General features: G+C 68.6%; 24 protein-coding genes and 1 other RNA gene. 20 read left to right on the top strand and 5 right to left on the bottom strand.

Features of this window, described 5'->3' with window-relative positions; genetic code table 11:
* Nucleotide 1 precedes the first annotated feature (1 nt).
* The 8 genes from ABLE38_RS01115 (at nt 2) to ABLE38_RS01080 (ending at nt 10,569) form a co-directional block, all read left to right on the top strand.
* A complete protein-coding gene (locus ABLE38_RS01115) occupies nt 2-1,063 on the top strand; it encodes an AAA family ATPase (RefSeq protein WP_348972330.1) in 1,062 nt (353 codons plus the stop codon).
* On the top strand, nt 1,060-2,652 hold the full coding sequence (locus ABLE38_RS01110; protein WP_348972329.1) for a hypothetical protein: 1,593 nt from the start codon (nt 1,060-1,062) through the stop codon (nt 2,650-2,652). Before ABLE38_RS01115 ends, ABLE38_RS01110 begins: the two co-directional genes overlap by 4 nt.
* 16 nt (nt 2,653-2,668) lie before the next feature.
* Complete coding sequence (locus tag ABLE38_RS01105) at nt 2,669-3,811, top strand: AAA family ATPase (protein WP_348972328.1); 1,143 nt, start codon at nt 2,669-2,671, stop codon at nt 3,809-3,811.
* Between the two features lie 5 nt (nt 3,812-3,816).
* Nucleotides 3,817-4,674, top strand: a complete 858-nt coding sequence (locus tag ABLE38_RS01100) for an XrtA system polysaccharide deacetylase (protein WP_348972327.1) — start codon at nt 3,817-3,819, stop codon at nt 4,672-4,674.
* Nucleotides 4,671-5,744 carry a FemAB family XrtA/PEP-CTERM system-associated protein gene (locus tag ABLE38_RS01095; protein WP_348972326.1) on the top strand — a complete coding sequence of 358 codons (1,074 nt, stop codon included), beginning with the start codon at nt 4,671-4,673 and terminating at the stop codon, nt 5,742-5,744. The genes ABLE38_RS01100 and ABLE38_RS01095 overlap by 4 nt, the downstream gene beginning before the upstream one ends.
* Entirely contained in the window at nt 5,744-6,994 is a 1,251-nt protein-coding gene (locus tag ABLE38_RS01090; protein ID WP_348972325.1) for a TIGR03087 family PEP-CTERM/XrtA system glycosyltransferase, read from the top strand. Before ABLE38_RS01095 ends, ABLE38_RS01090 begins: the two co-directional genes overlap by 1 nt.
* Entirely contained in the window at nt 6,991-8,532 is a 1,542-nt protein-coding gene (gene xrtA / locus ABLE38_RS01085) for an exosortase A (protein WP_348972324.1), read from the top strand. Before ABLE38_RS01090 ends, xrtA begins: the two co-directional genes overlap by 4 nt.
* 144 nt (nt 8,533-8,676) lie before the next feature.
* A complete protein-coding gene (locus ABLE38_RS01080; protein WP_348972323.1) occupies nt 8,677-10,569 on the top strand; it encodes an XrtA/PEP-CTERM system amidotransferase in 1,893 nt (630 codons plus the stop codon).
* Between the two features lie 120 nt (nt 10,570-10,689).
* On the opposite strand, the gene ABLE38_RS01075 is transcribed toward ABLE38_RS01080, so the two are convergent.
* Together ABLE38_RS01075 and ABLE38_RS01070 are read right to left on the bottom strand one after the other, a co-directional pair.
* Nucleotides 10,690-11,169 (bottom strand): MAPEG family protein, encoded by a 480-nt coding sequence (locus tag ABLE38_RS01075; protein WP_348972322.1) that lies wholly within the window; start codon nt 11,167-11,169, stop codon nt 10,690-10,692.
* A gap of 59 nt (nt 11,170-11,228) precedes the next feature.
* Entirely contained in the window at nt 11,229-11,810 is a 582-nt protein-coding gene (locus ABLE38_RS01070; RefSeq protein ID WP_348972321.1) for a helix-turn-helix domain-containing protein, read from the bottom strand.
* Between the two features lie 226 nt (nt 11,811-12,036).
* Between ABLE38_RS01070 and ABLE38_RS01065 the strand changes: the two genes are divergently transcribed.
* Nucleotides 12,037-12,960: an amidohydrolase family protein gene (locus ABLE38_RS01065; protein WP_348972320.1), complete on the top strand. Its 924-nt coding sequence runs from the start codon at nt 12,037-12,039 to the stop codon at nt 12,958-12,960.
* 217 nt (nt 12,961-13,177) lie between these two features.
* On the opposite strand, the gene ABLE38_RS01060 is transcribed toward ABLE38_RS01065, so the two are convergent.
* Together ABLE38_RS01060 and ABLE38_RS01055 are read right to left on the bottom strand one after the other, a co-directional pair.
* A complete protein-coding gene (locus ABLE38_RS01060; protein WP_348972319.1) occupies nt 13,178-14,257 on the bottom strand; it encodes a deoxyhypusine synthase in 1,080 nt (359 codons plus the stop codon).
* A 145-nt stretch (nt 14,258-14,402) separates the two neighbouring features.
* On the bottom strand, nt 14,403-15,644 hold the full coding sequence (locus tag ABLE38_RS01055) for a type III PLP-dependent enzyme (RefSeq protein WP_348972318.1): 1,242 nt from the start codon (nt 15,642-15,644) through the stop codon (nt 14,403-14,405).
* A gap of 185 nt (nt 15,645-15,829) precedes the next feature.
* Between ABLE38_RS01055 and ABLE38_RS01050 the strand changes: the two genes are divergently transcribed.
* From ABLE38_RS01050 to ABLE38_RS01030, 5 genes are all read left to right on the top strand, one after another.
* The gene (locus ABLE38_RS01050; protein WP_348972317.1) at nt 15,830-16,765 is read left to right on the top strand and encodes a pyridoxal-phosphate dependent enzyme; all 936 of its coding nucleotides are present in this window, start codon (nt 15,830-15,832) and stop codon (nt 16,763-16,765) included.
* Nucleotides 16,766-16,769: 4 nt separating this feature from the next.
* Complete coding sequence (locus tag ABLE38_RS01045) at nt 16,770-16,946, top strand: hypothetical protein (protein WP_348972316.1); 177 nt, start codon at nt 16,770-16,772, stop codon at nt 16,944-16,946.
* Nucleotides 16,947-17,114: a hypothetical protein gene (locus ABLE38_RS01040; RefSeq protein WP_348972315.1), complete on the top strand. Its 168-nt coding sequence runs from the start codon at nt 16,947-16,949 to the stop codon at nt 17,112-17,114.
* Between the two features lie 127 nt (nt 17,115-17,241).
* On the top strand, nt 17,242-18,084 hold the full coding sequence (locus ABLE38_RS01035; protein WP_348972314.1) for an alpha/beta hydrolase: 843 nt from the start codon (nt 17,242-17,244) through the stop codon (nt 18,082-18,084).
* 43 nt (nt 18,085-18,127) lie between these two features.
* Entirely contained in the window at nt 18,128-18,346 is a 219-nt protein-coding gene (locus ABLE38_RS01030) for a DUF2093 domain-containing protein (protein WP_348972313.1), read from the top strand.
* 232 nt (nt 18,347-18,578) lie between these two features.
* Here ABLE38_RS01030 and ABLE38_RS01025 read toward each other — a convergent pair whose 3' ends face one another.
* Nucleotides 18,579-19,235, bottom strand: a complete 657-nt coding sequence (locus ABLE38_RS01025) for an alpha/beta hydrolase (protein ID WP_348972312.1) — start codon at nt 19,233-19,235, stop codon at nt 18,579-18,581.
* Nucleotides 19,236-19,332: 97 nt separating this feature from the next.
* On the opposite strand from ABLE38_RS01025, the gene ABLE38_RS01020 reads away from it, so the two are divergent.
* From ABLE38_RS01020 to ffs, 6 genes are all read left to right on the top strand, one after another.
* A complete protein-coding gene (locus ABLE38_RS01020; protein WP_348972311.1) occupies nt 19,333-20,409 on the top strand; it encodes an aminotransferase class V-fold PLP-dependent enzyme in 1,077 nt (358 codons plus the stop codon).
* The gene (locus ABLE38_RS01015; RefSeq protein ID WP_348972310.1) at nt 20,406-21,497 is read left to right on the top strand and encodes a cysteine desulfurase family protein; all 1,092 of its coding nucleotides are present in this window, start codon (nt 20,406-20,408) and stop codon (nt 21,495-21,497) included. Before ABLE38_RS01020 ends, ABLE38_RS01015 begins: the two co-directional genes overlap by 4 nt.
* Nucleotides 21,494-21,829: a 2Fe-2S iron-sulfur cluster-binding protein gene (locus ABLE38_RS01010; protein ID WP_348972309.1), complete on the top strand. Its 336-nt coding sequence runs from the start codon at nt 21,494-21,496 to the stop codon at nt 21,827-21,829. The genes ABLE38_RS01015 and ABLE38_RS01010 overlap by 4 nt, the downstream gene beginning before the upstream one ends.
* A gap of 3 nt (nt 21,830-21,832) precedes the next feature.
* The gene (locus ABLE38_RS01005; protein ID WP_348972308.1) at nt 21,833-22,408 is read left to right on the top strand and encodes a hypothetical protein; all 576 of its coding nucleotides are present in this window, start codon (nt 21,833-21,835) and stop codon (nt 22,406-22,408) included.
* A gap of 149 nt (nt 22,409-22,557) precedes the next feature.
* On the top strand, nt 22,558-22,779 hold the full coding sequence (locus ABLE38_RS01000; RefSeq protein WP_348972307.1) for a hypothetical protein: 222 nt from the start codon (nt 22,558-22,560) through the stop codon (nt 22,777-22,779).
* 87 nt (nt 22,780-22,866) lie between these two features.
* An RNA gene (gene ffs, locus ABLE38_RS00995) (signal recognition particle sRNA small type) lies at nt 22,867-22,964 on the top strand.
* Nucleotides 22,965-22,994: the final 30 nt, after the last annotated feature.

Genomic DNA, 22,994 nt, shown 5'->3' with positions numbered 1-22,994 from the left:
CATGAACGACCATACGCCCCGCCGCTTCAAGGGATCGCTGCTCGAGCGCGCGGCGCCGAGCTTCCATTATGCCCCCGCGCCGATCGAGGATGCGCCTGCTGCACCTGCTGCGCCGGCTGCGCCGGTTGCGAAGCCGGCGCAGAAGCGCGTGGAGGCGCCAGTGGCGCAGCCTGAGACAGCGCCTGCGCCCGTGCCGGCACCCGAGCCGCTGACTGCGCCCGAGCCCATGGTCGCTCCTGTCGAGCCCGTGCTCGCGCGCGGCGTTCCCGTGGAGCCCGAGCCCCAGATCGCCACGGCGCGCCCGACCGGCCGACGGATGGCGCCGCTCGATCGTGCGGTACTCGAGCAGGGCGGGATGCTGATGCCCGGTGCCGCGATCGGTCCGCTGGCGGAGGAATTCCGCATGGTGAAGCGCCAGCTGCTGCTCACCGCGCGCGCCGTCGCCGCCAAGGACACCGCCAAGGCCGCCGACCGCGCCCGCATGATCCTGGTCTGCTCGGCCCAGCCGAGCGAGGGCAAGACCTTCTGCGCGATCAACCTCGCGCTCTCGATGGCGACCGAGAAGGACGTCGAGGTGCTGCTGGTCGATGCCGACTTCCCCAAGCCCGACGTGCTGCCGCGCCTCGGCCTGCCAAGCGGCCCGGGGCTGCTAGACGTGCTGGCCGGCTCGGTGTCGAACGTCGAGGACTGCATCATCGATACCGATGTGCCGCAGCTTTCGGTGCTGCCGGCCGGCGCGCGCTCGAACAGCGACACCGAGCTGCTGGCGAGCGACCGCGCGCGGGCGGTGATCGACGGGCTGGCCGCGGCCAATCCGCGCCGCATCGTGATCTTCGATTCGCCGCCGGCGCTGGCGGCGTCGCCCGCCTCGGTGCTGGCGCTGCACGTCGGGCAGGTGATGCTCGTCGTGCGCGCCGACAAGACCAGCGAGGGCGACCTGCGCGCCGCGGTCAACACGCTCGATGCCTGCGAGCACATCCAGCTCGTGCTCAATTCCGTGTCGTTCCAGCCGGGCGGGCGGCGGTTCGGCAGCTATTATGAATATGGGGAGGAAGGCCGGTGAAGCGGCTGATCATCTTGGCGGGCCTTGCCACGGGGGTGGCGATGCCTGCGCATGCGCAGCAGCGGCGCGTCGAAGTCACGCCCTATATCGAGGCGAGCCAGGTGGTCGCGTCCGACCTCAATGGCGGCGACGTGCTGACCTATTCGACCGTGGGCGCGGGGATCGACGCCGAGGTGCATTCGCGCCGCGTCGAGGTGCAGGTGAGCTATCGCTACGAGCACCGCTTCGACTACCAGAACAAGCTCAACAACGATCACACGCATAGCGGCCTCGCCACGGTGAAGGCCGTAGTGGCGCCGGGGCTGAGCATCGAGGCGGGCGGCATCGCCACGCGCACCCGGTCGGACGTGCGCGGCGACGTGCAAACCAGCAATGTCGGCAATTTCAGCAACTCGGCGCAGGTCTTCTCGGCCTATGTCGGGCCGAACCTGGCGACGCATCTCGGGCCGATGTTCGTCAACGGTGCGTACCGGTTCGGCTACACCAAGGTGGAAGCTCCGGGGCAGACCGGCGTCGCTGCCGGCCAGCCGCGGCTTGACTATTACGACGATTCCAAGGTGCATGTCGCGACAGCCAGCGTCGGCGTGAAATCGGGCACGGTGCTGCCGGTCGGCATCACCGCCAGCGGGTCGTACACGCGCGAGGACGCCGGCCAGCTCGACCAGCGCTTCGAGGGCAAATGGGGCCGCGGCGACGTGGTGCTGCCGATCCTGCGCGGCCTCGCGATCGCGGGCGGCGTCGGCTATGAGCAGATCAAGATCACCCAGCGCGACGCGCTGCTCGTCGGCGGCCAGCCGGTGATCGACGGGGCAGGGCGGTTCAAGACCGATCCCAACTCGCCGCGCCGCATCGCCTATGACCTGGACGGCGTGTTCTGGGATGCCGGCGTGATCTGGAAGCCCAGCCGCCGCACCTTCTTCGAGGCGCGCGTCGGCCGGCGCTACGGCACGATGAGCTATACCGGGTCGCTGAGCTATCAGCCGACCCCGGGCAGCGGCATCCAGATCGGCGTGTACGACACGGTCGAGACCTTCGGCCAGCAGCTGAACGGCCAGCTCTCGACGATGCCGACCGCGCTTGCCAGCACCACCGACCCGTTCGGCAACCAGTTCTCGGGCTGCGTCTACGGCACCACCGGGGCGGCGACGGGCGGCTGCATGAACGCGGTATTCGCCTCGGCCACGACCTCGGCCTATCGCGCCCGCGGCGTGACCGGCGTGATGGTCGCCGGCCGCGGCGGCACGCATTTCGGCATCGGCGGCGGCTGGGCGAAGCGCGACTTCATCGCGCCGAGCGGCGGCGCCGGCTTCACCACCAACGGCACCAGCGACACCACCGTCTACGGCAATATCTTCGCCTCGACCCGCGTCGGCGCCAACGGCCAGCTCCAGGGCAGCCTGCTCGGCAGCTATTACGATAGCGATATCCCCGGCAATGGCGGCATTTACGGTTGGGGAGCGAATACCGCCTATACCCATCAGTTCGGGCATCTGGACGCGACCCTCTCCGCGGGCGTGTTCGGGTTCGAACGCGACGGCGACAGCTCGGCCAGCGCCCAGGCGCTGCTCGGCCTGCGCTACGGCTTCTAAGCGTCTGGACGGACACATGTACGACGATCATTACGGATTGACCGGCCGGCCCTTCCAGCTGACCCCCGATCCGAAATTCTGGTTCGACACCGCCACGCACCGCAAGGCGATGGCCTATCTTGGCTATGGGCTGAGCCAGGGCGAGGGCTTTGTCGTGATCACGGGCGATCCCGGCGTGGGCAAGACCACGCTGATGGGCCATCTGCTCGGCGAGATCGACCGCGAACGGCTGAACGTCATCAAGATCGTCTCGACCCAGCTGCGCCCCGAGGACCTGCTGCGGCTGGTCTGCCAGGGGCTGGGGATCGACAGCACGAGCCTCAACAAGGCCGAGATGCTTGGCGCGATCGAGCGCGGGCTGCACACCGTCGCGCGCACCGGCCGCCGCACGCTCGTCGTGGTCGACGAGGCGCAGTCGCTGCCGATCGAGAGCCTTGAGGAGCTGCGCATGCTCTCCAACTTCCAGGCCGGCGGCTATCCGCTGCTCCAGATCTTCCTGCTCGGTCAGCCCGAGTTCCGCATCACCTTGTCCGATCCGCGGCTCGAGCAGTTGCGCCAGCGCGTGATCGCGATGCATCACCTCGAGCCGATGCAGGCGGACGAAGTCGAACCCTATCTGATCCATCGCCTGTCGTGCGTCGGCTGGCGGGGCAAGCCGCGCTTCACCAACGACGCGGTTGCCGCGATCCATCGCTGGTCGGGCGGCTCGCCCCGCCGCATCAACCAGCTCGCCAGCCGCGTGCTGCTGTTCGGCGCGGTCGAGGAGATGGAGACGTTCGGCGCGCAGGAGCTCGCCGCGGTGATCGCAGACCTGAACGACGACACTCCGGTCTCCGCCTATCGCCCGGCCCCCGTGCCGGCGCCGGCCCCTGCGCCGGTGGCCGCACCCGAGCCGTTCGAGCTGACCGACATCGCGCCGATGGCGATGGGCGCGCCGGTGCCGCCGCCGCAGCCCGTGAGCCCGGTGCCGCTGCGCCCCGAAGCGCCGGCCGCCGGCAGCGATCCGGTGCAGCAGCGCATAACCGAGCTCGAAGCGCAGGTGCGCGACCAGGACGAGGCGCTGCGCCGCGTGCTGGGGCTGCTGGTCGACTGGGTCGAGCAGGGCGAAGGCAATGGCCGCCGCCCCGATCTCTCGGCAGTGCGCGGAAACGCGGCCTGAGCCGGATGGTCGTCAACGCCCTCTCGGTCGATGTCGAGGACTGGTTCCAGGTCGGCGCCTTCGAGAACACGATTGCGCGCGACGACTGGGACTCGCTCGAGCACCGGGTCGAGGCGAACACCGACAGGGTGCTGGCGCTGTTCGACGCGGGCGGGGTCAAGGCGACCTTCTTCACGCTCGGCTGGGTGGCGGAGCGCTATCCCGCGCTGATCCGCCGCGTCGCCGATGCAGGGCACGAAGTCGCGAGCCATGGCTGGGACCACCAGCGCGTGTTCACCATGGGGCCTGAGCAGTTCCGCGCCGACCTCGCCACCGCGAAGCGGGCGCTGGAGGATGCGAGCGGGCAGGAAGTGCGCGGCTACCGCGCGCCGAGCTTCTCGATCGATCGCCGCACGCCCTGGGCGCACGAGGTGCTGGCGGAGGAGGGCTATGCCTATTCCTCGAGCGTTGCGCCGGTCCGCCACGACCATTATGGCTGGCACGATGCGCCGCGCGGGGCCTTCTGGCCGGTGCCGGGTGCCGAGCTGATCGAGATCCCGATCACGCTGGCGAGCTTCTTCGGCCGCGAGGTCACCACCGGCGGCGGTTTCTTCCGGCTGCTGCCCGGCGAAGTGACCTATCGCGCCGTCCGCGCCGCCAATGGCGCGGCGCGTCCCGCGATCTTCTATTTTCATCCCTGGGAGATCGACCCGGGCCAGCCGCGCGTGCAGGATGCGCCGTTCAAGTCGAAGCTCCGCCATTACAGCCGGTTGGGCGCGATGGCGGGCAAGCTCGAGACGCTGATCGCAGGGCACAAATGGGGGCGCATGGACGAGATCGCGGCACGCGAGACGGCGCGGCTCAAGGCGGAGAAACGCACATGAACGCGCCGCTGCTCGGCAAGCCCGTTGCGCTGCGCGTCGCCAATCTCGCCGACGAGATCGAGCGGGCGCGGATCGGCGCGTTCGTCCACGATCATCCCGAGGGCACGCCCTTCCACTTGCCCGCCTGGAGCGTCGGCGTGGCGCGCGGCTGCGGGCAGAAGAGCCACTATCTCGTCGCCGAGGATGCCCGGGGCGACCTCGCCGGGGTGATGCCGCTCACCGAGATACGCTCGCCGCTGTTCGGCAACGTGATGGCATCGGCCGGGTTCGGCGTGGGCGGCGGGATCCTCACGCATGATCCGCGCCTGGTCTCGCAGCTCGACGAGGCGGCCTGGGCGCTGGCGCAGCAGCGCAAGTGCAGCGTGATGGAAGTGCGCGGCGGGCCGCTGCCGGGGCCCGAATGGAGTGTCGACGACACGCGCTATCTCGGCTTCGTGCGCCCGCTAGCTGCCGATGACGACGCCGAACTCCTCGCCATCCCGCGCAAGCAGCGCGCCGAGGTGCGCAAGGCGCTGGAGACCGAGCTCGATATTTCGATCGGCTGTCATCCAGATGACGTTGCCGCCCATTATGCGGTCTATGCCGAATCGGTCCGCAACCTCGGCACCCCGGTATTTCCCCGGAGTCTTTTTTCCGAGGTTTTGCGGGAATTTGGCAAATCGGCGGACGTGCTTATAGTCCGCCGTGGCGGGGTGGCTGTGTCGAGCGTGTTGAGCCTGTACTGGAAGGGAACGGTCTATCCCTATTGGGGTGGCGGCACGCGCGCGGCGCGGGGCCTGCGCGCCAATGACCGCATGTATTTCGAGCTGATGCGCCACGCCCGCGAGCGCGGCTGCAAGCACTTCGACTTCGGCCGCTCGAAGGTCGGCACCGGCCCGGCGGCGTTCAAGAAGAATTGGGGCTTCGAGCCCCGTCCGCTGGCCTATTACGACCGGGTCGCCGAGGGCGCCAAGCCGCGCGATGCGAGCCCGGTGAGTCCGAAATATTCGCTGCAGGTGCGCGTCTGGAGCAAGCTCCCCTTGTGGATCGCCAATCGCGCGGGTCCCCTGATCGCGAAGGGCCTTGGCTGATGGGCGACATTCTCTTCCTGGCGCACCGCGTGCCCTATCCGCCCGACCGAGGCGACAAGATCCGCGGCTTCCACATCCTGAAATATCTGTCGGGCAAGAAGCGCGTCCACCTGATCGCCTTTGCCGACGATCCCGCCGACCTCAAGCAGAAGGGCGGGCTGACCAAGTACACAGGCAACCGCTCGATCGTCTGGCGCGCCAAGTCGCAGGCGCTGGCCGGGATCCAGGCGCTGATCCAGCATCGGCCGGTGTCGCTCACCGCGTTCGACAACGACGCGCTGCGCCAGGCCGTCGAGAACATCCTCGAGCGCCACCGGATCGACACGATCTACGTCTTCTCGAGCCAGATGGCGCAGTATCTGCCCGCGCGTCCCCGGCAGAGGGTGATCATGGACTTTGTCGACATGGATTCGGCCAAGTTCGCCGCCTATGCGAAGAGCTCGAAGGGGCCGATGGGCTGGATGCTCGGCCGCGAGGCCCGGCTGCTGCTCGCGCACGAAAAGGCGATCGCGGCGCGCGCCGATGCGAACCTGTTCGTCAGCGAGGCCGAGGCGGAGCTGTTCCGCCAGCGCACCCATGCCGACCGCGTCCATGTGATCGAGAACGGCATCGACACCGAGTATTTCGATCCCGCCGCGACCTTCAAGCGCGTCGACGTGATGGGATCGACGATCGTCTTCACCGGCCAGATGGACTATCGCCCGAACGTCGAGGGCGTGACCTGGTTCGTCGAGACGATCCTGCCGCATGTCCGCCTCGTCCATCCCGATGCCCGCTTCATGATCGTCGGCCGCAACCCGACCGACGCGGTGAAGGCGCTCGCCAAGCATCCCGGCGTCGCGGTGATCGGCGAGGTGCCCGATGTGCGCGGTTGGCTCGCCCAGGCGGCGGTGGTCGTCGCCCCGCTCAAGCTCGCGCGCGGCATCCAGAACAAGGTGCTCGAGGGCATGGCGATGGCGCGGCCGGTGGTCGCCTCGCAGGCCGCCGCGACCGGCATCGACCATGACGGCACGATCCTGGTCGGATCCACGGTGGGCGAGATCGCCGAGCACGTCACGCGGCTGCTCTCCGATCCGCGCAAGGCCGCGGCGCTGGGTGCCGCCGCCCGCCAGCGGGTCAAGGACCATTACAGCTGGGAGGCCCGGCTGAGCCCGCTCGACGCGGTGCTCGGCCAGCCGCTGCGCCCCGCCAAGGAAGAGCGCGTCGCGCGCGTCACCGACGTGCCGAAGAAGCCGCGGCGGGCGGCGTGACCGTCGCCGCTGCCCCGGCAGCGGGTACCGCACCCGCGACGGCGACCTTCGATGCCCGCTGGCAGCGCCATGCCGCGATCCTCGGCGCCGTCTGGCTGGCGCTGCTCGCGATCTTCCACCGCGACACGCTCGACCTCGCGACGATCTACTGGACCAACACCACCTTCGGGCATTGCCTGTTCATCGCACCGGTGATCGGCTGGCTGGTGTGGCAGCGCCGCGCCGAGCTGAGCCAGGTGCCGCCGCAGGGCTGGTGGCCCGGCCTCGCGTTCGTCGCTGCGGGCGGGCTGGGCTGGATGGTCGGCGATGCCGCAGGCGTCGCGCTGTTCCGCCATGCCGGCCTCGTGCTGATGCTCCAGGGCGCGGTGGTGAGCGTGCTCGGGCCGAACCTCGCGCGCGGGCTGCTCTTCCCGCTCTGCTACATGGGCTTCCTGGTGCCGTTCGGCGACTTTCTCGAAGGGCCGCTGCAGGACATCACGATCGCGATGGTGATGCCGATGCTCCACGCCTTTGGCGTGCCGGCAAGCGTCGACGGCGTGCTGATCACCACCTCGAACGGCTATTTCGAAGTGGCCGAAGCCTGCTCGGGCGCCAAGTTCGTCATCGCGATGGTCGCGTTCGGGGTGCTGGTGGCGAATGTCTGCTACGTCGCGTGGCGGCGGCGCGCGGCGTTCCTCGTCGCCGCGGTGATCGTGCCGGTGCTCGCCAACGGCATCCGCGCCTTCGGGACGATCTATGTGGCCTGGTGGACCTCGGTCGAGGCCGCCACGGGCTTCGACCATATCGTCTATGGCTGGGTGTTCTTCGGGCTGGTGATGGCCGCTGTGCTGGCGATCGGCTGGAAATGGTTCGACCGCGATCCCGACGCGCGCTGGTTCGATCCGTCGAAGCTGCAGGCAGTGCCGGCGCAGCGGCTCGACGCACCGGTGGCGGGGCTGCTGGTGCTGGCGGTGGCGAGCCTGTTCCTCGGCTGGTCGAGCCTCAACGACGCGCGCGCGGCCAGACTGCCGGCGCAGGTCGCGCTGCTCGAGGTGCCGGGCTGGCACCGCGTGCCCGCGAACGCCCGGGCACCCTGGTCGCCCAATTATCCGGGTGCCGATTATTTCCTGATCCAGCGCTATGCCGACGACAGCGGCCGCACGGTAGACCTGGCGGTGGCGGTCTATGCGACGCAGCACGAAGGGCACGAGCTGGTCGGCTTCGGCATCGGCGCGATCCGCGAGAACGACAAATGGGTGAAGATCGAGGATCTCGGCCCGGTGCGGCAGGGCGCCGCGCTGCGGATGACCGGGCCCGGCCGGACCGAGCGCGAGGTCGTCACCTGGTACCGGATCGGCGGGGTGCTGACCGGCAGCGAGAAGCGGGTGAAGCTGGAGACGCTCAGGACCAAGCTGCTCGGCGGCAACCAGGCCGGCGTGGCGGTGCTGGTCTCGGCCGAACAGGGCAACGAGAACGGCGCGCACGCGGCGATCCAGGACTTCCTGGGAGCGCTTGGTCCCGTCGAAGGGGTGGCCGATCGCATGACGGGCGCGAACTGACTTCTCCTTCCTCCACCTCGGCCTTGTGCCGGGGTCCACGGGGAGGCAATGACTGGGCAAGAGGCCTTTGTGCCCTGCGCGAGGTTTGGTGGACCCCGGCACAGGGCCGGGGTGACGGTTGGTTATCTGGGGGACTTCGCCTGAATGTGCGGCATCGCCGGCCTGTATTACCCCGCCATCCCCAAGCCGGTGGATCCCGCGCGCATCGTGCAGATGACCGATGCGCTGGTCCATCGCGGGCCGGACGGGTCGGGCGTGTGGGTCACCGCCGGCGTCGGGCTCGGGCATCGCCGGCTGGCGATCATCGACCTCGAAGGCGGCGTCCAGCCGATGGCGACGCCGGACCAGGGCGTGGTCGTCACCTACAATGGCGAGATCTACAATTTCCAGGAGGTCCGCGCCGAGCTCGAGGCCAAGGGCGCGCGCTTCGCCACCGATAGCGATACCGAGGTGCTGCTCCATGGCTGGCGGGCCTGGGGGCCGCGGATGCTCGACCGGCTGAACGGCATGTTCGCCTTCGCGCTCTACGACGCCAGCACGCAGAGCCTGTTCCTGGCGCGCGACCGCTTCGGGGTGAAGCCGCTCCATTATGCCGAGCTGTCCGACGGGGCGGTGGCCTTCGCTTCGGAGCTCAAGGGACTGCTCGCGCACCCGCTGTTCCGCCGCACGCCCGACTTCAAGGCGGTCGAGGACTATCTCGGGCTCGGCTATGTCCCCGACGATACGTCGATCCTGAGCGGCGTGAAGAAGCTGCCCGCCGGGCATTTCCTGCTGCTCGAGCGCGGCAAGCCGGTGCCGCGGCCGCAGCGCTGGTGGGACATCGACTTCTCGAAGCGCGCGACGGGCAGGACCCGCGACCTCGAGGCGGAGCTGATCGACCTGATGCGAAGCGCGGTGCGTTCGCGGATGATCGCCGATGTGCCGCTCGGCGCGTTCCTCTCCGGCGGCGTCGACAGCTCGGCGGTGGTCGCGCTGATGGCCGAGTCGAGCAAGGCGGCAGTGAAGACCTGCACGATCGGCTTCGACGAGGCCGATCATGACGAGACAGCCTATGCGCAGATCGTCGCCGAGCGCTTCGCCACGGCGCACCAGGCGCGCAAGGTCGCGGCAGACGATTTCGCGCTGATCGACACACTGGTCGGCGCGTTCGACGAGCCCTTTGCCGATGCCTCGGCGCTGCCGACCTATCGCGTCTGCGAGCTGGCGCGCGAGAGCGTGACCGTGGCGCTGTCGGGCGACGGCGCGGACGAGGCGATGGCGGGATACCGGCGCTACAAGTTCTTCGCCGCCGAGGAACGGATGCGTTCGCTGCTGCCGCAGAATGTCCGCGAGAATCTGTTCGGGACGCTCGGGCGGCTCTATCCCAAGGCCGATTGGGCGCCGCGCCCGTTCCGCGCCAAGACGACGCTGCTCGCGCTCGCCGAGGGTGGCGAGTTCGCCTATCCCAAGGCGGTCGGCGTTACCGGGCCGGCGCTGCGTCAGCGGCTCTACAGCGACGCGATGCGCAAAGGGTTGGCCGGGCACAGCGCCGAGCAGCGCTACGTCGATGCGATGCGCCAGGCGCCGGCGCGCGACGGGCTCGACCGGGCGCAATATGCCGATATCCAGCACTGGCTGCCGGGCGACATCCTCACCAAGGTCGATCGCGCGAGCATGGCGGTGAGCCTGGAGGCGCGCGAGCCCTTGCTCGACTATCGCCTCGTCCAGTTCATGGCGACCTTGCCGCCGTCGCTGCGGATCAGGGCGGGGCAGGGCAAGTGGCTGATGAAGAAGGCGCTCGAGCCCTATCTGCCCAAGGACATACTCTACCGGCCCAAGATGGGCTTCGTCACGCCGATCAGCGCCTGGTTCCGCAAGGCGCTGGCCGACGAGGCGGCGGCGCTGGGCCGCTCGAAGCTGCTCCACAGCACCGGCTGGTTCGACCTCCACGCGATCGAGAAGCTCGCGGCAGACCACAAGGCCGGGCGGGCGGAGCATGGCCGCACGCTGTGGCAGCTGCTGATGCTGGAGCGCAGCCTGACGCGGCTGTTCGGATAGAGCGCAGGGTTGCCGTTCCCCGGCGCAAGCCGGGGCCCAGCCTTGAAAGTCCGCGCCTTGGCGCGTCTTCGCCGCGCACACTGAGTCTGGACCCCGGCCTTCGCCGGGGAAACCATCTGGCTAGTGCGGGTAGGCAGCAGCCGTCGTCACGATCGGCCCGGGCGTTGCCGCGTCCATCGCCAGCGCCAGCCCCGCACACACCGTCAGCGCGGCCAGCGCCGCGGTCGAAAGCACGAACAGCGCGAAGCGCGTCGAGACCTTGTTGAAGGTCGCCTGCACCAGGCTGTGGGCGATGCGCAGGATCACATAGGCCCAAGCGAGCCACAGCGCGATGCCATGCCCCTTGTCCAGCACCGCGAGCGTGATCGATATCGCGTAGAACAGCGTCGGCTGCTCGTGGAGATGGTTGTAGTTGTGCGCCTTCCACTGCGCCTGGGGCGGCAGCACCTTGTCGGCGTCGCTGCCCTTGGAGCCGGTGAGCTTGCCCATGTCGATGCCCGCGGCGCGCATCGCCGGCATGCGCATCGCCATCATCCAGCCGAGCATCACCAGCGTCCAGGCGACCAGCGCCACCACGGGCGCCAGGATTTCACGTTGCATTGCAGCCCCTCCCACTGCGTTGATCGGGGAAGGCTGCCAAAGTCGGTTCGCGAATGCAACTAAACCGGTGCGAGCAGGCTATCGAGGAGCAGGTGCATCGCGCGGCGTAACGCCGCCTCGTCCTGCGCAGGCCATACCGAGTTGCGGCAGAGCACGCCCATCAGCTGCGCCTGGACCAGCCAGCCGATCGCCTCGGGATCGGCATCCGCGCGCGCCGTGCCGGCCGCGACCAGTGCGCGCACTTCGGCCTCCACGGCGTGGCGCAGGCGCTCGAGATTGGCGGTCATCCGCTCGCGCAGCCCGGCATCGCCGGCGCTCGCCGCGGTCATCTCGATGCCGAACCGGGCATTGGCGGCGGGCAGGGCAGGAGCGATCTGGCGTTCGAACAGCGAATCGGCGAGCGCGGCGATGCTGCCGCCCTGAAGCGGGCCGAGCTCGCCGCCGAGCCGGTCGGCGACCGCATGGATCAGCACCTCCTTGCTCGGGAAATGGCTGTAGAAGGCGCCCTTGCTGATCCCCGCGGCGGCGCAGACATCGTCCACCGAAGTGGCGAGCAGCCCCTGCTCGAACAGGCAGCGCGCGGCCGCGTCAAGGATATGCGCGCGACGCTTCGCGGCGGTGGCTTCGGTCAGGCGCGGCATGCTGGTTTCGTTGGCTCCCCGCCGCAGGTTGCAACGGATATGGTTCCACTATGTTGCTGAGAGTGGCCGCGAAAGCAGATTGCGTTCCCGCTGCGGGACAACGTGCCGATGTGGGAGCGGGGCGGGCCTTACCTGCGAGGTAGTTGCCCGGCGCCGCCGCGCGACGCACGCCTGATGCCCTTGAAGCAAAGGGCGGATCCTCATGACGACACTCGGGCGGCGGGACATGTTGACGCTGGGCGGCGGCGCGGGGCTCGCGCTAGCCCTGCCCGGGGCCGTGCTTGCGGCAACCGCAGCGCAGCCGATCATCGACGTGCACCTGCACGCCTATCCCGCGGCAATGAAGCTGCCGGCCGCCGCCACCAACCCGGTCACCGGCGCGAAGAGTACTGTCCGCACCGGCGCCGAGCATCTCACCGCTTGCATCGCCGAGATGCGGCGGCACAATGTCGTGAAGGGCGTGGTCAGCGGCGGCGATGGCGACCGGCTGCAGGCGGCGCTCGACTGGCACGTGCGCGATCCCGAGCGTTTCGTCGCGGGCGCGGGCATCCGCGGATCGGACGACACGCCGCTGCCGCCGCTCGAGGTGCTGCGCAAGGCGTTCGCCGACGGGACGATCAAGGTGCTGGGCGAAGTCAGCGCGGAATATGCCGGCCTGTCGCTGAGCGACCCGAAGTTCGATCCGTACCTCGCGCTGGCCGAGGAATATGACGTGCCGGTGGCGCTGCACATCGGGACGATGCCGCCGGGCACGCCGTTCGATCCCTGCTGCCGCACCGCGCGGGCGCGCTGGGGGCATCCCGAGACGGTCGAGGAGGCGCTCAACAAGCACCCCAGGCTGCGGCTCAACCTGATGCACAGCGGCTGGCCCTATCTCGAAGAGACGATCGCGATGCTGATGCTCTATCCCAATATCAACGTGGACACCGGCGCCAACGCCTGGCTGCTGCCACGCCCCGCCTTCCACGATTACCTGCGCCAGATCGTCCAATCGGGCTTCGGCAAGCGCGTGATGTTCGGATCGGACAACATGTTCTGGCCCGACGCGATCGGCCTGGCGATCGAGGGCGTGGCAAGCGCGACCTTCCTCAGCGCGGAGGAGAAGCGGGACATCTTCTACGAGAATGCCAGGGTGTTTTACCGGCTGTAGACGCGAACCCGGCGAAGCGCCGGAAGACTGCCGTCGTCCAACTGTCGCCTTGCGTCATCGGGTAGAGGTGGCTCACGGACCGAGGCAGGTAGAGCCCTTCTAGATTCCGCTTGGGCCGAACGCGGCTAGCCGCATCTCCCGGCCGTTATGGTGTCCCAAAAGAAAAGGGCGGCTAGGTCATCCCGGCCGCCCTGTTTCTCCCACGATCCGCGAAGGATCAGGCGAACAGCTTCGCCCAGCCGCGCTTGGCGCGATCCTTCCAGTGGCCGCGGTGATAGGCGTCGGACGCCAGCAGCGGCATCACCGAGCCGGCCTCGGCGAACACCATCTGCTCGATGCCGGTGTTGACCTTGCCCCACGACGCCGCCTCCTGGAGGGTCGAGGACGAGCAGGCGCCGTCGCGCACGTCGGCGACGGTGATCTGCACGGCGTACTTGTGCACTTCCACGTCCTCATGGCCGAGGATTTCGGCGCAGACGACGGTGTCCTGGATGAAGTTCTTCGGCACGCCGCCGCCAATCATGAGGAGCCCGGTGGTGCCCGCCTGGATCTTGATCTCGGTGAGTTCGCGGAAGTCGGCGATCGCGTCGAGCACCATGTAGGGCTTGCCCGCCTTGGCGCGGTCGACCTGGTGCTTGACCAAGCCGAAGCCGGCCGACGAGTCGACGAAGGCCGGGCAGAAGATCGGCACGTCATGCTCATAGGCGAGCTTGACCAGGCTGTTGTCCTTCTTGCCGTGCTCGACGAGATACTTGCCCATCTCGCGGATGAACGCGCGGCTCGAATAGGGCTTGGCTTCCAGCGTCTCGGCGATCTCGAAGATCGTATGGTCGACGTTCTGGAGCGCTTCCTCGTCGATATAGGTGTCGTAGATGCGATCGATGTAGAGCGAGCGCAGCGTGTCGTCGTCGGGGATTTCGAGCGCTTGATAGTGCTTGTGGCCAAGGCCCTCGAAGAAATCCATGTCGACGATGGTCGCGCCGGTGGCGACCACGACGTCGACCATGTTGTTGCGGATCAGCTCGGCATAGAGGTCCATGCAGCCGCCAGCCGAGGTCGAGCCCGCGATCACCAGGCAGACGGTGCAGTCCTTGTCGGCCAGCATCTCGTTGTAGATCTTGGTGGCGCGGCCGAGGTCGCGGCTGGTGAAGCTCATGTCGGCCATAGCGTCGACGATCGGGCGCGCATCGAACTTGGTGATGTCGATGTGCTTCACTTCCTTCGACAGAAGCTCCGCCTTGCGGGTGTCGTTGATCGGGGCGTTGGCCGCCGCGGTCTTGGTGAGGGTGTCGGTCATGGGGTCTCCCATTTTCTTGCCATGCCGCCGTCATTCAAAGGGGACGCGGTAACCCGGATGCGGGGCCCTTAGACCCCAAAACCATATCCGTCATCCCCGCGCAGGCGGGGCCTGTGCGGAGATGACGGGTTAAAGCGATGTGACGTTACAGCTTGACGACGTTCCAGGCCGGCCGGCGTTCCGTCAGCTCGACATACATCGAGGCCATCGGTTCGTCGGTCACTGCGACGGTCGCGTCGGTGCCGAAGCCGTTGAACGCGGTGCGCATCGCCGAGCCATAGGCACCGAGCATGCCGATCTCGAAATAATCGCCGGTGCGGGTGTCCGCCGGCAGAAGGAACGGGCCCTTCATGTAATCGAGATCGTCGCAGGTCGGGCCGTAGAAGCTGAACTCGACGTCCTTGGCGTTCGATTCGGGCTCGCGCAGCAGCTCGACCGGGAACTTCCAGTCGATATGCGCGGCATCGAACAGCGCGCCGTACGCGCCGTCGTTGATGTACAGCTCCGCTCCGCGGCGGCGCTCCACGCGCACCACGATCGAGCTGTACTCGGCGCACAGCGCACGGCCCGGCTCGGCCCAGAGCTCGGCCGAATAGGAAACCGGCAGGCTCTCGAACGCGCGGTGGATCGTCTCGAAATAATGCTCGAGCGGCGGCGGGGTCATGCCCGGATAGACCGAGGGGAAACCGCCGCCGACGTCGATCACGTCGACGGTGACCGCCGACTCGACGATCGCCGCACGCACACGCTCCATCGCGTTCGAATAGGCATCGGGCGACATCGCTTGCGAGCCGACATGGAAGCAGATGCCCAGCGCATCGGCGACCTGGCGGGTCTCGAACAGCAGCTTGGCGGCTTCGCCCGGGCCGGCGCCGAACTTCGACGCGAGGCTCAGCTTCGAATGCTCCGACGAGACGCGCAGGCGCACGCACAGCGTCAGGTCGCTCGCGGGCACGCCGTCGCGGCTGGTGGCGCGGACGATCTTGGCCAGCTCGTCGAGGCAATCGAGCGAGAAGGTGCGGACGCCGTGGGTGAAATACGCCTCTTCGATCGCTTCCTCGGCCTTGACCGGGTGCATGAAGCAGAGCGTGGCTTCGGGCAGCGTACGCGCGACCAGGCGCACTTCGCCGATCGACGCCACGTCATAGGTGGTGATGCCGTTGTCCCACAGGATCTGCAGCAGCTCGGGCGAGGGATTCGCCTTGACCGCATACATGGCCTTGCCCGGGAACTTCTCGACGAAGAACCGAGCGGCCCGCGCCGCAGCGTGCGGACGGACGAGCGTGACCGGCTGGACCGGACCCTGCTTAGCGATGTCGATGCCGGTCACGGAGGAGCCGGCGGTCGAGAGGGGCGCTAACCCCAGCGCGCGATGATGCTGGTGCAACTCAAGGGACCTCCAAGTGCCTTACGGCGATCGTTGACAATTGCTGCCTTGCGGTTGGAAGTCCCATGGGGCAGCGGGAGAGCGGCACATAAGGACGTTGGACCGGGGTGTAAAGTGATTCGCGATCCGGAAATCTACGGCGGGGGTGAAGTGTGACGATTGTGCGACAGCCAACGCGGGCCGGGGTGCGGGACGCGGCTGCCAAGGTCGCGGCGATCCTGCCGCAAACGCCTCTTTTCGTTCATGAAATTCGCGGCGTCCCGGTATGTTTCAAGGCCGAGTGCCTGCAGCCGATCGGCGCGTTCAAGATCCGCGGCGCCTGGCACCGGCTGACCGCGCTCGACGGTCCGCAGCGCGAAAAGGGCGTGGTCGCTTTCTCGTCGGGAAACCATGCCCAGGGAGTCGCCTGGGCGGCCAGGAAGCTGGGCATGCCCGCGGTGATCGTGATGCCCGCCGACGCGCCCAGGGTGAAGCGCGACGCGACGCTGGCGATGGGGGCGGAGGTGGTCTCCTATGACCGCGCGACCGAGAGCCGCGAGAAGATCGCCGCGCATCTCGCCCATGCCCGCGGCGCCACCTTGGTGCCGAGCTTCGACGATCCCTGGATCATCGAGGGGCAGGGCAGCGCCGGGATCGAGGCGATGAGCCAGATCGTCGAGGCGAAGCTGCCCGATTTCGCCAATGTGCTGGTGCCGTGCGGCGGCGGCGGTCTCGCGGCCGGGCTCGCGCTGGCGCTGCCCGATGCCGAGATGATCGTGGTCGAGCCCGAGGGCTGGGACGACATGACGCGCAGCCTCGAGGCGGGCTGGATCGAGCCGGTGGGCGACAATCCGCCGCCGACCGCCTGCGACGCGCTGCAGACGACGCGCGTCTCGCCGCTGACCTTCGACGTGCTGTCCAGGCGCGGCGCCACCGGCCTGGCGGTGAGCGAGGCGGAGATCCGCGCTGCCCAGCGCTGGGCGGCGGCGAAGCTGCGCGTGGTGGTGGAGCCGGGCGGCGCGGTGGCGCTGGCGGCGCTGCTGGCGGGCAAGGTCGATGTGAAGCCGGGCTTGCTCGTGGTGCTTTCGGGGGGCAATGCCGATCCCGATGCCTATGCCCACATACTTTCCACGAAGGACTGACCCGGTGTCCAACCGCTTCGGCCCCGCGATCGCCACCGTGATGAGCGCCGGCGCGCGCGTGCTCGGCTATGTGATCTATGGCTTCCTGCGCATGGTCTATCGCCGCGATCCACGGATGATCGCGCTGTTCGCCGGCGGGATCGGCGCGATCGCGCTGCTCGTCTGGCTGATCGTCCGCTAGATGCTCGACGCCTCGCTCGAGCCGCTGTGGCTGAGCATCGCGGTGATCGCGGTGGGCCTGCTCGTCTGGGGCGGCTGGCGGCAAGTGAAGACCGATCGGATCAAGGGCGTGCTGATGTTCGTCTGCGCCGCGGTGATCCTGGGCAATCTGCTGATCCTGGGTGCCTGATCCTCTTGATTCGTCGTCCCCGCGAAGGCGGGTGACGGATGGCGGCGATACATCTCGTTACACAAGAGCGTTGGACGCCGCGGCTTGGCCTGCATATCCTCGCAGCCAAGGTTCGATGAGGTGTGCGATGCGTAAGTCCCTGATCCTGCTGCCCTTCCTGCTCGCCGCCAGGCCGGCGCTCGCCCAGTCGGCGCCGCCGCGCGAGATCGCCTATGGCAGCGCGGCGCTGCAGCGGCTCGATTTCTACAGGGCGGCGACGGCCGATGCGCCGCTGGTCGTGTTCGTGCATGGCGGCGGCTGGAAGCGCGGCGACAAGGGCAATGCCACCGGCGGCGCCAAGGTCGCGCACTTCACGGCCAAGGGCTATGCCTTCGCCAGCCTCGACTACCGGCTGGTGCCGGGCGCGACGGTGGAGCAGCAGACGCAGGACGTCGCCGATGCGCTGGGCTATCTCGTCAAGCATGCCCGCGAACTCGGCGTCGATCCCGCGAAAGTGGTGGTGATGGGGCATAGCGCCGGCGCGCATCTCGCTGCGCTGGTCGCCACCGATCCCCGGTACCTGCAAAAGGCGGGCTGGAGCCTCGACCGGATCGCCGGCGTCGTGCTGCTCGACGGCGCGGCCTATGACGTGCCGGCGCAGATGAGCGACGGGCCGCGGATCATGGGCGGCACCTATCAGGCGGCGTTCGGCAGCGACTCGGCGCGCCAGCGGGCACTATCGCCGACGCTGCAGGCCGCTTCCCCCAATGCACGGGACTTCCTGATCCTGCATGTGCAGCGCGAGGACGGCACCCGCCAGTCCGAAGCGCTGGGGCGTGCGCTGACGGCGGCGGGCGCGCGCGTGACGGTGCAGGGGTTCGCCGGGCGCGGGCTGCAGGGTCATATGGAGATCAACCGACGGCTCGGCGATGCGGACTATCCCGCCACTTCGGTGGTCGACCGCTGGATCGAGGGCGTGCTGGCGCGCTGAGCATCGCACGCTTGGGATTGGACGGCGGCGCGGGAATGCCTACATGCATGCCATGTCGCTCCTTGCCGAACTCCATTACGACGCGTCCGATTTCGACGTGATCCGCCCGGGCTCCCACGTCGTCTGCGCCGTCACCGGCGATCCGATCCCGCTCGACCAGCTCAAATATTGGAGCGCCGCGTTCCAGGAAGCCTATCGCGGCGCGCCCGAGGCGACCGCCGCAATCCTGGCGGGCGGGGCGCGGAACTTGAAGAAGGGCTGATAGCCCCGTTATCTCGTCATCCCATCATTCCGTCATCCCCGCGAAAGCGGGGACCCATCTCCTACGCGATCGGCACATGCAGCCGGTGCTCTGGTGGACAGGTCGGGAGATGGGCCCCCGCTTTCGCGGGGGTGACGAAGAAGTTTGATTTGATGACCCGTGGGGAATGCTGCGGCCCACTGCGCCCCGGCTTTCGCCGGGGTGACGGGTTGGGGCCGCCTGCTCGCCTAGCTCACCGGATCGGCGAGTTCGGATCCAGCCGCATGTCCAGATACTTGTCCACGCTCTTCATCAGGTCGTCCATTTCGTTCTCGAAGAAATGGTTCGCGCCGGGGATGGTGTCGTGGTGGATGGTGATGTGCTTCTGGGTGCGCAGCTTGTCGACCAGCTTCTGTACTGCGCCCGGCGTGACCACCTCGTCGTCCTCGCCCTGGATGATGATGCCCGAGGACGGGCAGGGGGCGAGGAAGGTGAAGTCGAACATGTTCGCCGGCGGAGCGACCGAGATGAAGCCGCGGATCTCCGGGCGGCGCATCAGCAGCTGCATGCCGATCCAGGCGCCGAAGCCGAAGCCGGCGACCCAGGTCGAGCTGGCTTCGGGGTGGAAGCTCTGCACCCAGTCGAGCGCCGAGGCGGCGTCGCTGAGCTCACCGATGCCGTTGTCGAACGTGCCCTGGCTCTTGCCGACGCCGCGGAAATTGAAGCGCAGCGTCGCGAAGCCGCGGCGCTGGAAGGTCTTGTAGAGCTCCTGGACGATGCGGTTGTTCATCGTGCCGCCCGCATTGGGATGCGGGTGGAGGATCATGGCGACCGGCGCGCGCGGCTTGGGCGCGGGGGCGAAACGGCCTTCGAGGCGGCCTTCGGGGCCGGGGAAGATGACTTCGGGCAAGGCTTTTCCCTGTATGAATTCGTGGGCGCTGTAGAGCGCGGAGAGTTGGGCGCTATATAGGCAGCGCGCCGCGTTGCGCAATTATTACGAGAGTGAATTGGCCGACCGTATCTATCTCGATCACGCCGCGACCACCGTGATGCTGCCCGAAGCCGTTGAAGCCGTGACGGCCGGGATGCGCGATTGGGCCAATCCCAGCTCTCCGCACGCCGAGGGTCGGGCCGCCCGTGCCGCGCTGGAAAAGGCCCGGCGCGAGGTCGCGGCGGCCTATGGCTGGGCGCATGAGCTGGTCTTCACCAGCGGGGCGAGCGAATCGCTGCAGATGGCGCTCGGACGCTCGATGGCGCCGCGCCGGCTGATCAGCGCGGTCGAGCATGATTCGGTGCTGCGCCATTCGGAAGGCGCGCAGGTCCTGCCGGTCGATCCGGACGGAATCCTGCGGATGGATGCGCTGCAGGCGGCGCTGGCCGCGGGACCGCGCGCGCTCGTCGGCGTGCAATGGGCGAACAGCGAGACCGGGGTACGCCAGCCGATCGCCGAAATCGCCGCACACGTGCACGCGGCCGACGGCATTCTATTGGTCGATGCTGCGCAGATGCCGACGCGCGCCGATGAGGCGGTGCTGCGCCATGCCGATCTGGTCGCGGTCTCGGCGCACAAGCGGGGCGGACCGCCGGGAATCGGTGCGTTGCTGGTCCGTGACTTCGGCGTGCTGCTGCCGATGGGCGGCCAGGAAAAGGGCTACCGCGCGGGTACCGAGAACCTGCCCGGCGCGCTCGGCTATTCGGTGGCCGTCCAGGTGACCGAGGATTTGGCGCCGATGGCAGCGCTGCGCGCCCGGCTCGAGGTCGCGATCCTGGCCGCCGGTGGTGACGTGGTTGCCGCGAAGTGTCCGAGAAGTCCGCTGATCGGTGCCTATCGCATGCCCGGCGTCTCCGCCGCCGCCCAGCTCATCCGCTTCGACCTGGCCGGCATCTCGGTCTCGGCGGGCAGCGCCTGCTCCTCAGGCAGCATGCGGCCGAGCCATGTGCTGGGCGCAATGGGCTGGGAGGAGCCCGCTCTGCGCGAGGTGGTGCGGGTCAGCTTCGGGCGCGGCACGACCGAGGCCGAGGTCGATGCCTTCACGACGCTCTGGCGTCAGATCGCGGATGAGGCCAGAACCAGGGCCGCATGACCTATCTCGACTATCAGGCGACCACGCCGCTCGCCCCCGAGGCACTGGCCGCGATGCTGCCGCTGCTGGAGGGCAATTTCGCCAATCCCCACTCTGCCCATGCCCCGGGCAGGGCGGCGAAGGCGGCGGTGGAAGTGGCGCGCGACGAGGTCGCCGGGCTGCTTCCGCCGGGCGGCAAGGTCAGCTTCACCAGCGGCGCGACCGAGGCGCTCAACTGGGCGATCAAGGGCACAAGCGGCGGCATCGTGACGGTCGCCACCGAGCATGCCGCGGTGCTCGACACGATCGAGGCGGAGGCGCGCATGGGTCGGGCGGTGACGGTGCTGCCGGTGGGCCCGGAGGGGCTGGTCGATCTCGCCGCCGCGCGCGCCGCGATCGGGCCGGGCACGGGCCTCGTCGCCGCGATGCTGGTCAACAACGAGATCGGCGTGATCCAGCCAATCGAGGAACTCGCGCACCTCGCCCATGCCGCCGGCGCCTTGTTCCTGTGCGACGCAGTGCAGGGCTATGGCCGGGTGCGGATGCCCGAGGGCTGCGACCTGATCGCGGTCTCGGCGCACAAGATCCACGGGCCCAAGGGCATTGGCGCGCTATGGATCCGCGACGGGGTAACGCTCGAGCCGCTGATGCATGGCGGCGGGCAGGAGCCGGCGGGGCGCTCGGGCACGCTGTCGCCGGCGCTCTGCGCAGGATTCGGCGCGGCCGCAAAGCTCGCCAAGCAGCGCTTCGGGATCGATCACGCCCATGCCGAGCAGCTCTATCGCGCCGCGCTCGGCCGGCTGGCGGGGGACTGGTCGCTCAACGGCTCGCAGGGCGACCGCTATCCGGGCAATCTCAACCTGCGCCACGACGGGCTCGACGTCTCGCGGCTAATCTCGGACCTGCGCGACATCGCCTTTTCCGCCGGTTCGGCCTGTGCAAGCGGATCGGGGCGTCCCAGCCATGTGCTGCGGGCGATCGGGCTGAGCGACGCGCAGGCGCGGTCGAGCATCCGCATCGGCTACGGGCGCTACACCAGCGAGGACGAACTGCTCCACGCGATCGACCGGATCGTGGGCGCCGCCCGCCAGCAGAGCCGCGCGGCATGATCCGCATCACCTTCGTCAGCGCCGACGGCGGCGACCGGCACGAGGTGGAGGCGCAGGAAGGGCTCCGGCTGCTCGAAGTCGCGCAGAATGACGGCCAGCCGCTCGAAGGCACGTGCGAGGGGCAGATGGCCTGCTCGACTTGCCACGTGATCGTCGATGCCGAGCATTTCGCCCGCCTGCCGCGCGCGGCGGAGGAGGAGGAGGACATCCTCGATCTCGCAGTGGGTGCGGTGCGAACCAGCCGGCTCGCCTGCCAGATCTTGCTCACCGCGGACCTCGACGGGCTGGTGGTGCGCCTGCCCGCCGGTCACCGCGACATGCAGGGGCGCTGAGCGATGACCTGGCTGGCCGATCATGTCGAGGCGGTGGCAGGCGCGATCTCGGCGCTGATCGCGCTGGTCGCGCTCGGCGCCACCTGGCTGCGCCAGCGACAGGGCGAACTGCGCCGCGACGATGTCCATCGCTGGGCCGATGAGGCGATCGCCGCGCTCCAGGCGGTGCGGCTGCTCACCGCCGGCACGCGGATGAAGATCACGCCGGAGGAAGAGCGTGTCCGATTCGTCCAGCTGATGTTCGACACCTCGATCCTGGTCGAGCGCGGGCGCTTGTTCTTCCGCAACGCGCGCGACGGGCGGCACGGCATCGAGAAGGCCGCCGCCTATCGCGGCCGGCGCCCCGAGATTCTCGACCAGCTGGTGCTCGCGCACCAGATCGCCTGCGGCTGGGGCGACGCGAGCGCCGAGGATCGCGTGCGGATGGGGCGGGTGGCGGAGGACGCCGCCCGCACCTTCGTCTCGCTCGTGCAGACCGAGGTTGGCCGCCAGCGCACCGCCTCGGCGGACACACGGCGCCGCGGCAAGGGCGCGGACCTGCAATCGCGTCTGGCGATGCTCGAGTCCGGCACCGCCTAACCTCCGGCGGCAGCGCCTACACATTCCAGCAACGCGCCAGACATTCAGCCTCGCGCAATCCGTCCCGTTTCAGGATCGTGCATGGAACCGAAACGATTTGGTCCGGTTTCGCAACGCACAGGGATTATCCCTGCCAGCAGGAGAGAAACATGAAGCTGCTCACGATCCTCGCGGCCGCTGCCGCCGCCACCCTGGCCATTCCGGCCGCTGGTGCCGCCGCTGCCCCGGCTGCACCCTCGATGATCGCCAAGGCTGCGATTCAGCATCACCGCCCGCATGCGCGCCGCGCTTACTGGCGCACCGTTTGCACCACCAAGTGGAACCACGGCCATCGTCAGCGCGTCTGCCGCAAGGTTCGCGCCTGGCGCTAAGCTGAGGGTCGGGGGCGGAAGCGCCGGGAACGTTTCCGCCCCCAGCCTAAGCATCTTGCCTAACCGCCTGACTTTGCCCATATGCGCCGCGGGAGTCGGGCGGACGTAGTCGTCGCCAACCTGGTCAGATCCGGAAGGAAGCAGCCACAACGATTTCGCTGCGGGTCGTTCCGGCTCCCACCTTCCGCCGCCCGCATCGTTGACAAAGTCCGATG

The organism is Sphingomonas sp. KR3-1, assembly GCF_040049295.1.
Taxonomy (GTDB): domain Bacteria; phylum Pseudomonadota; class Alphaproteobacteria; order Sphingomonadales; family Sphingomonadaceae; genus Sphingomonas.
The sequence above is the reverse complement of the archived record's forward strand: the minus strand, read 5'-3'. Positions and strand labels throughout refer to the sequence as shown.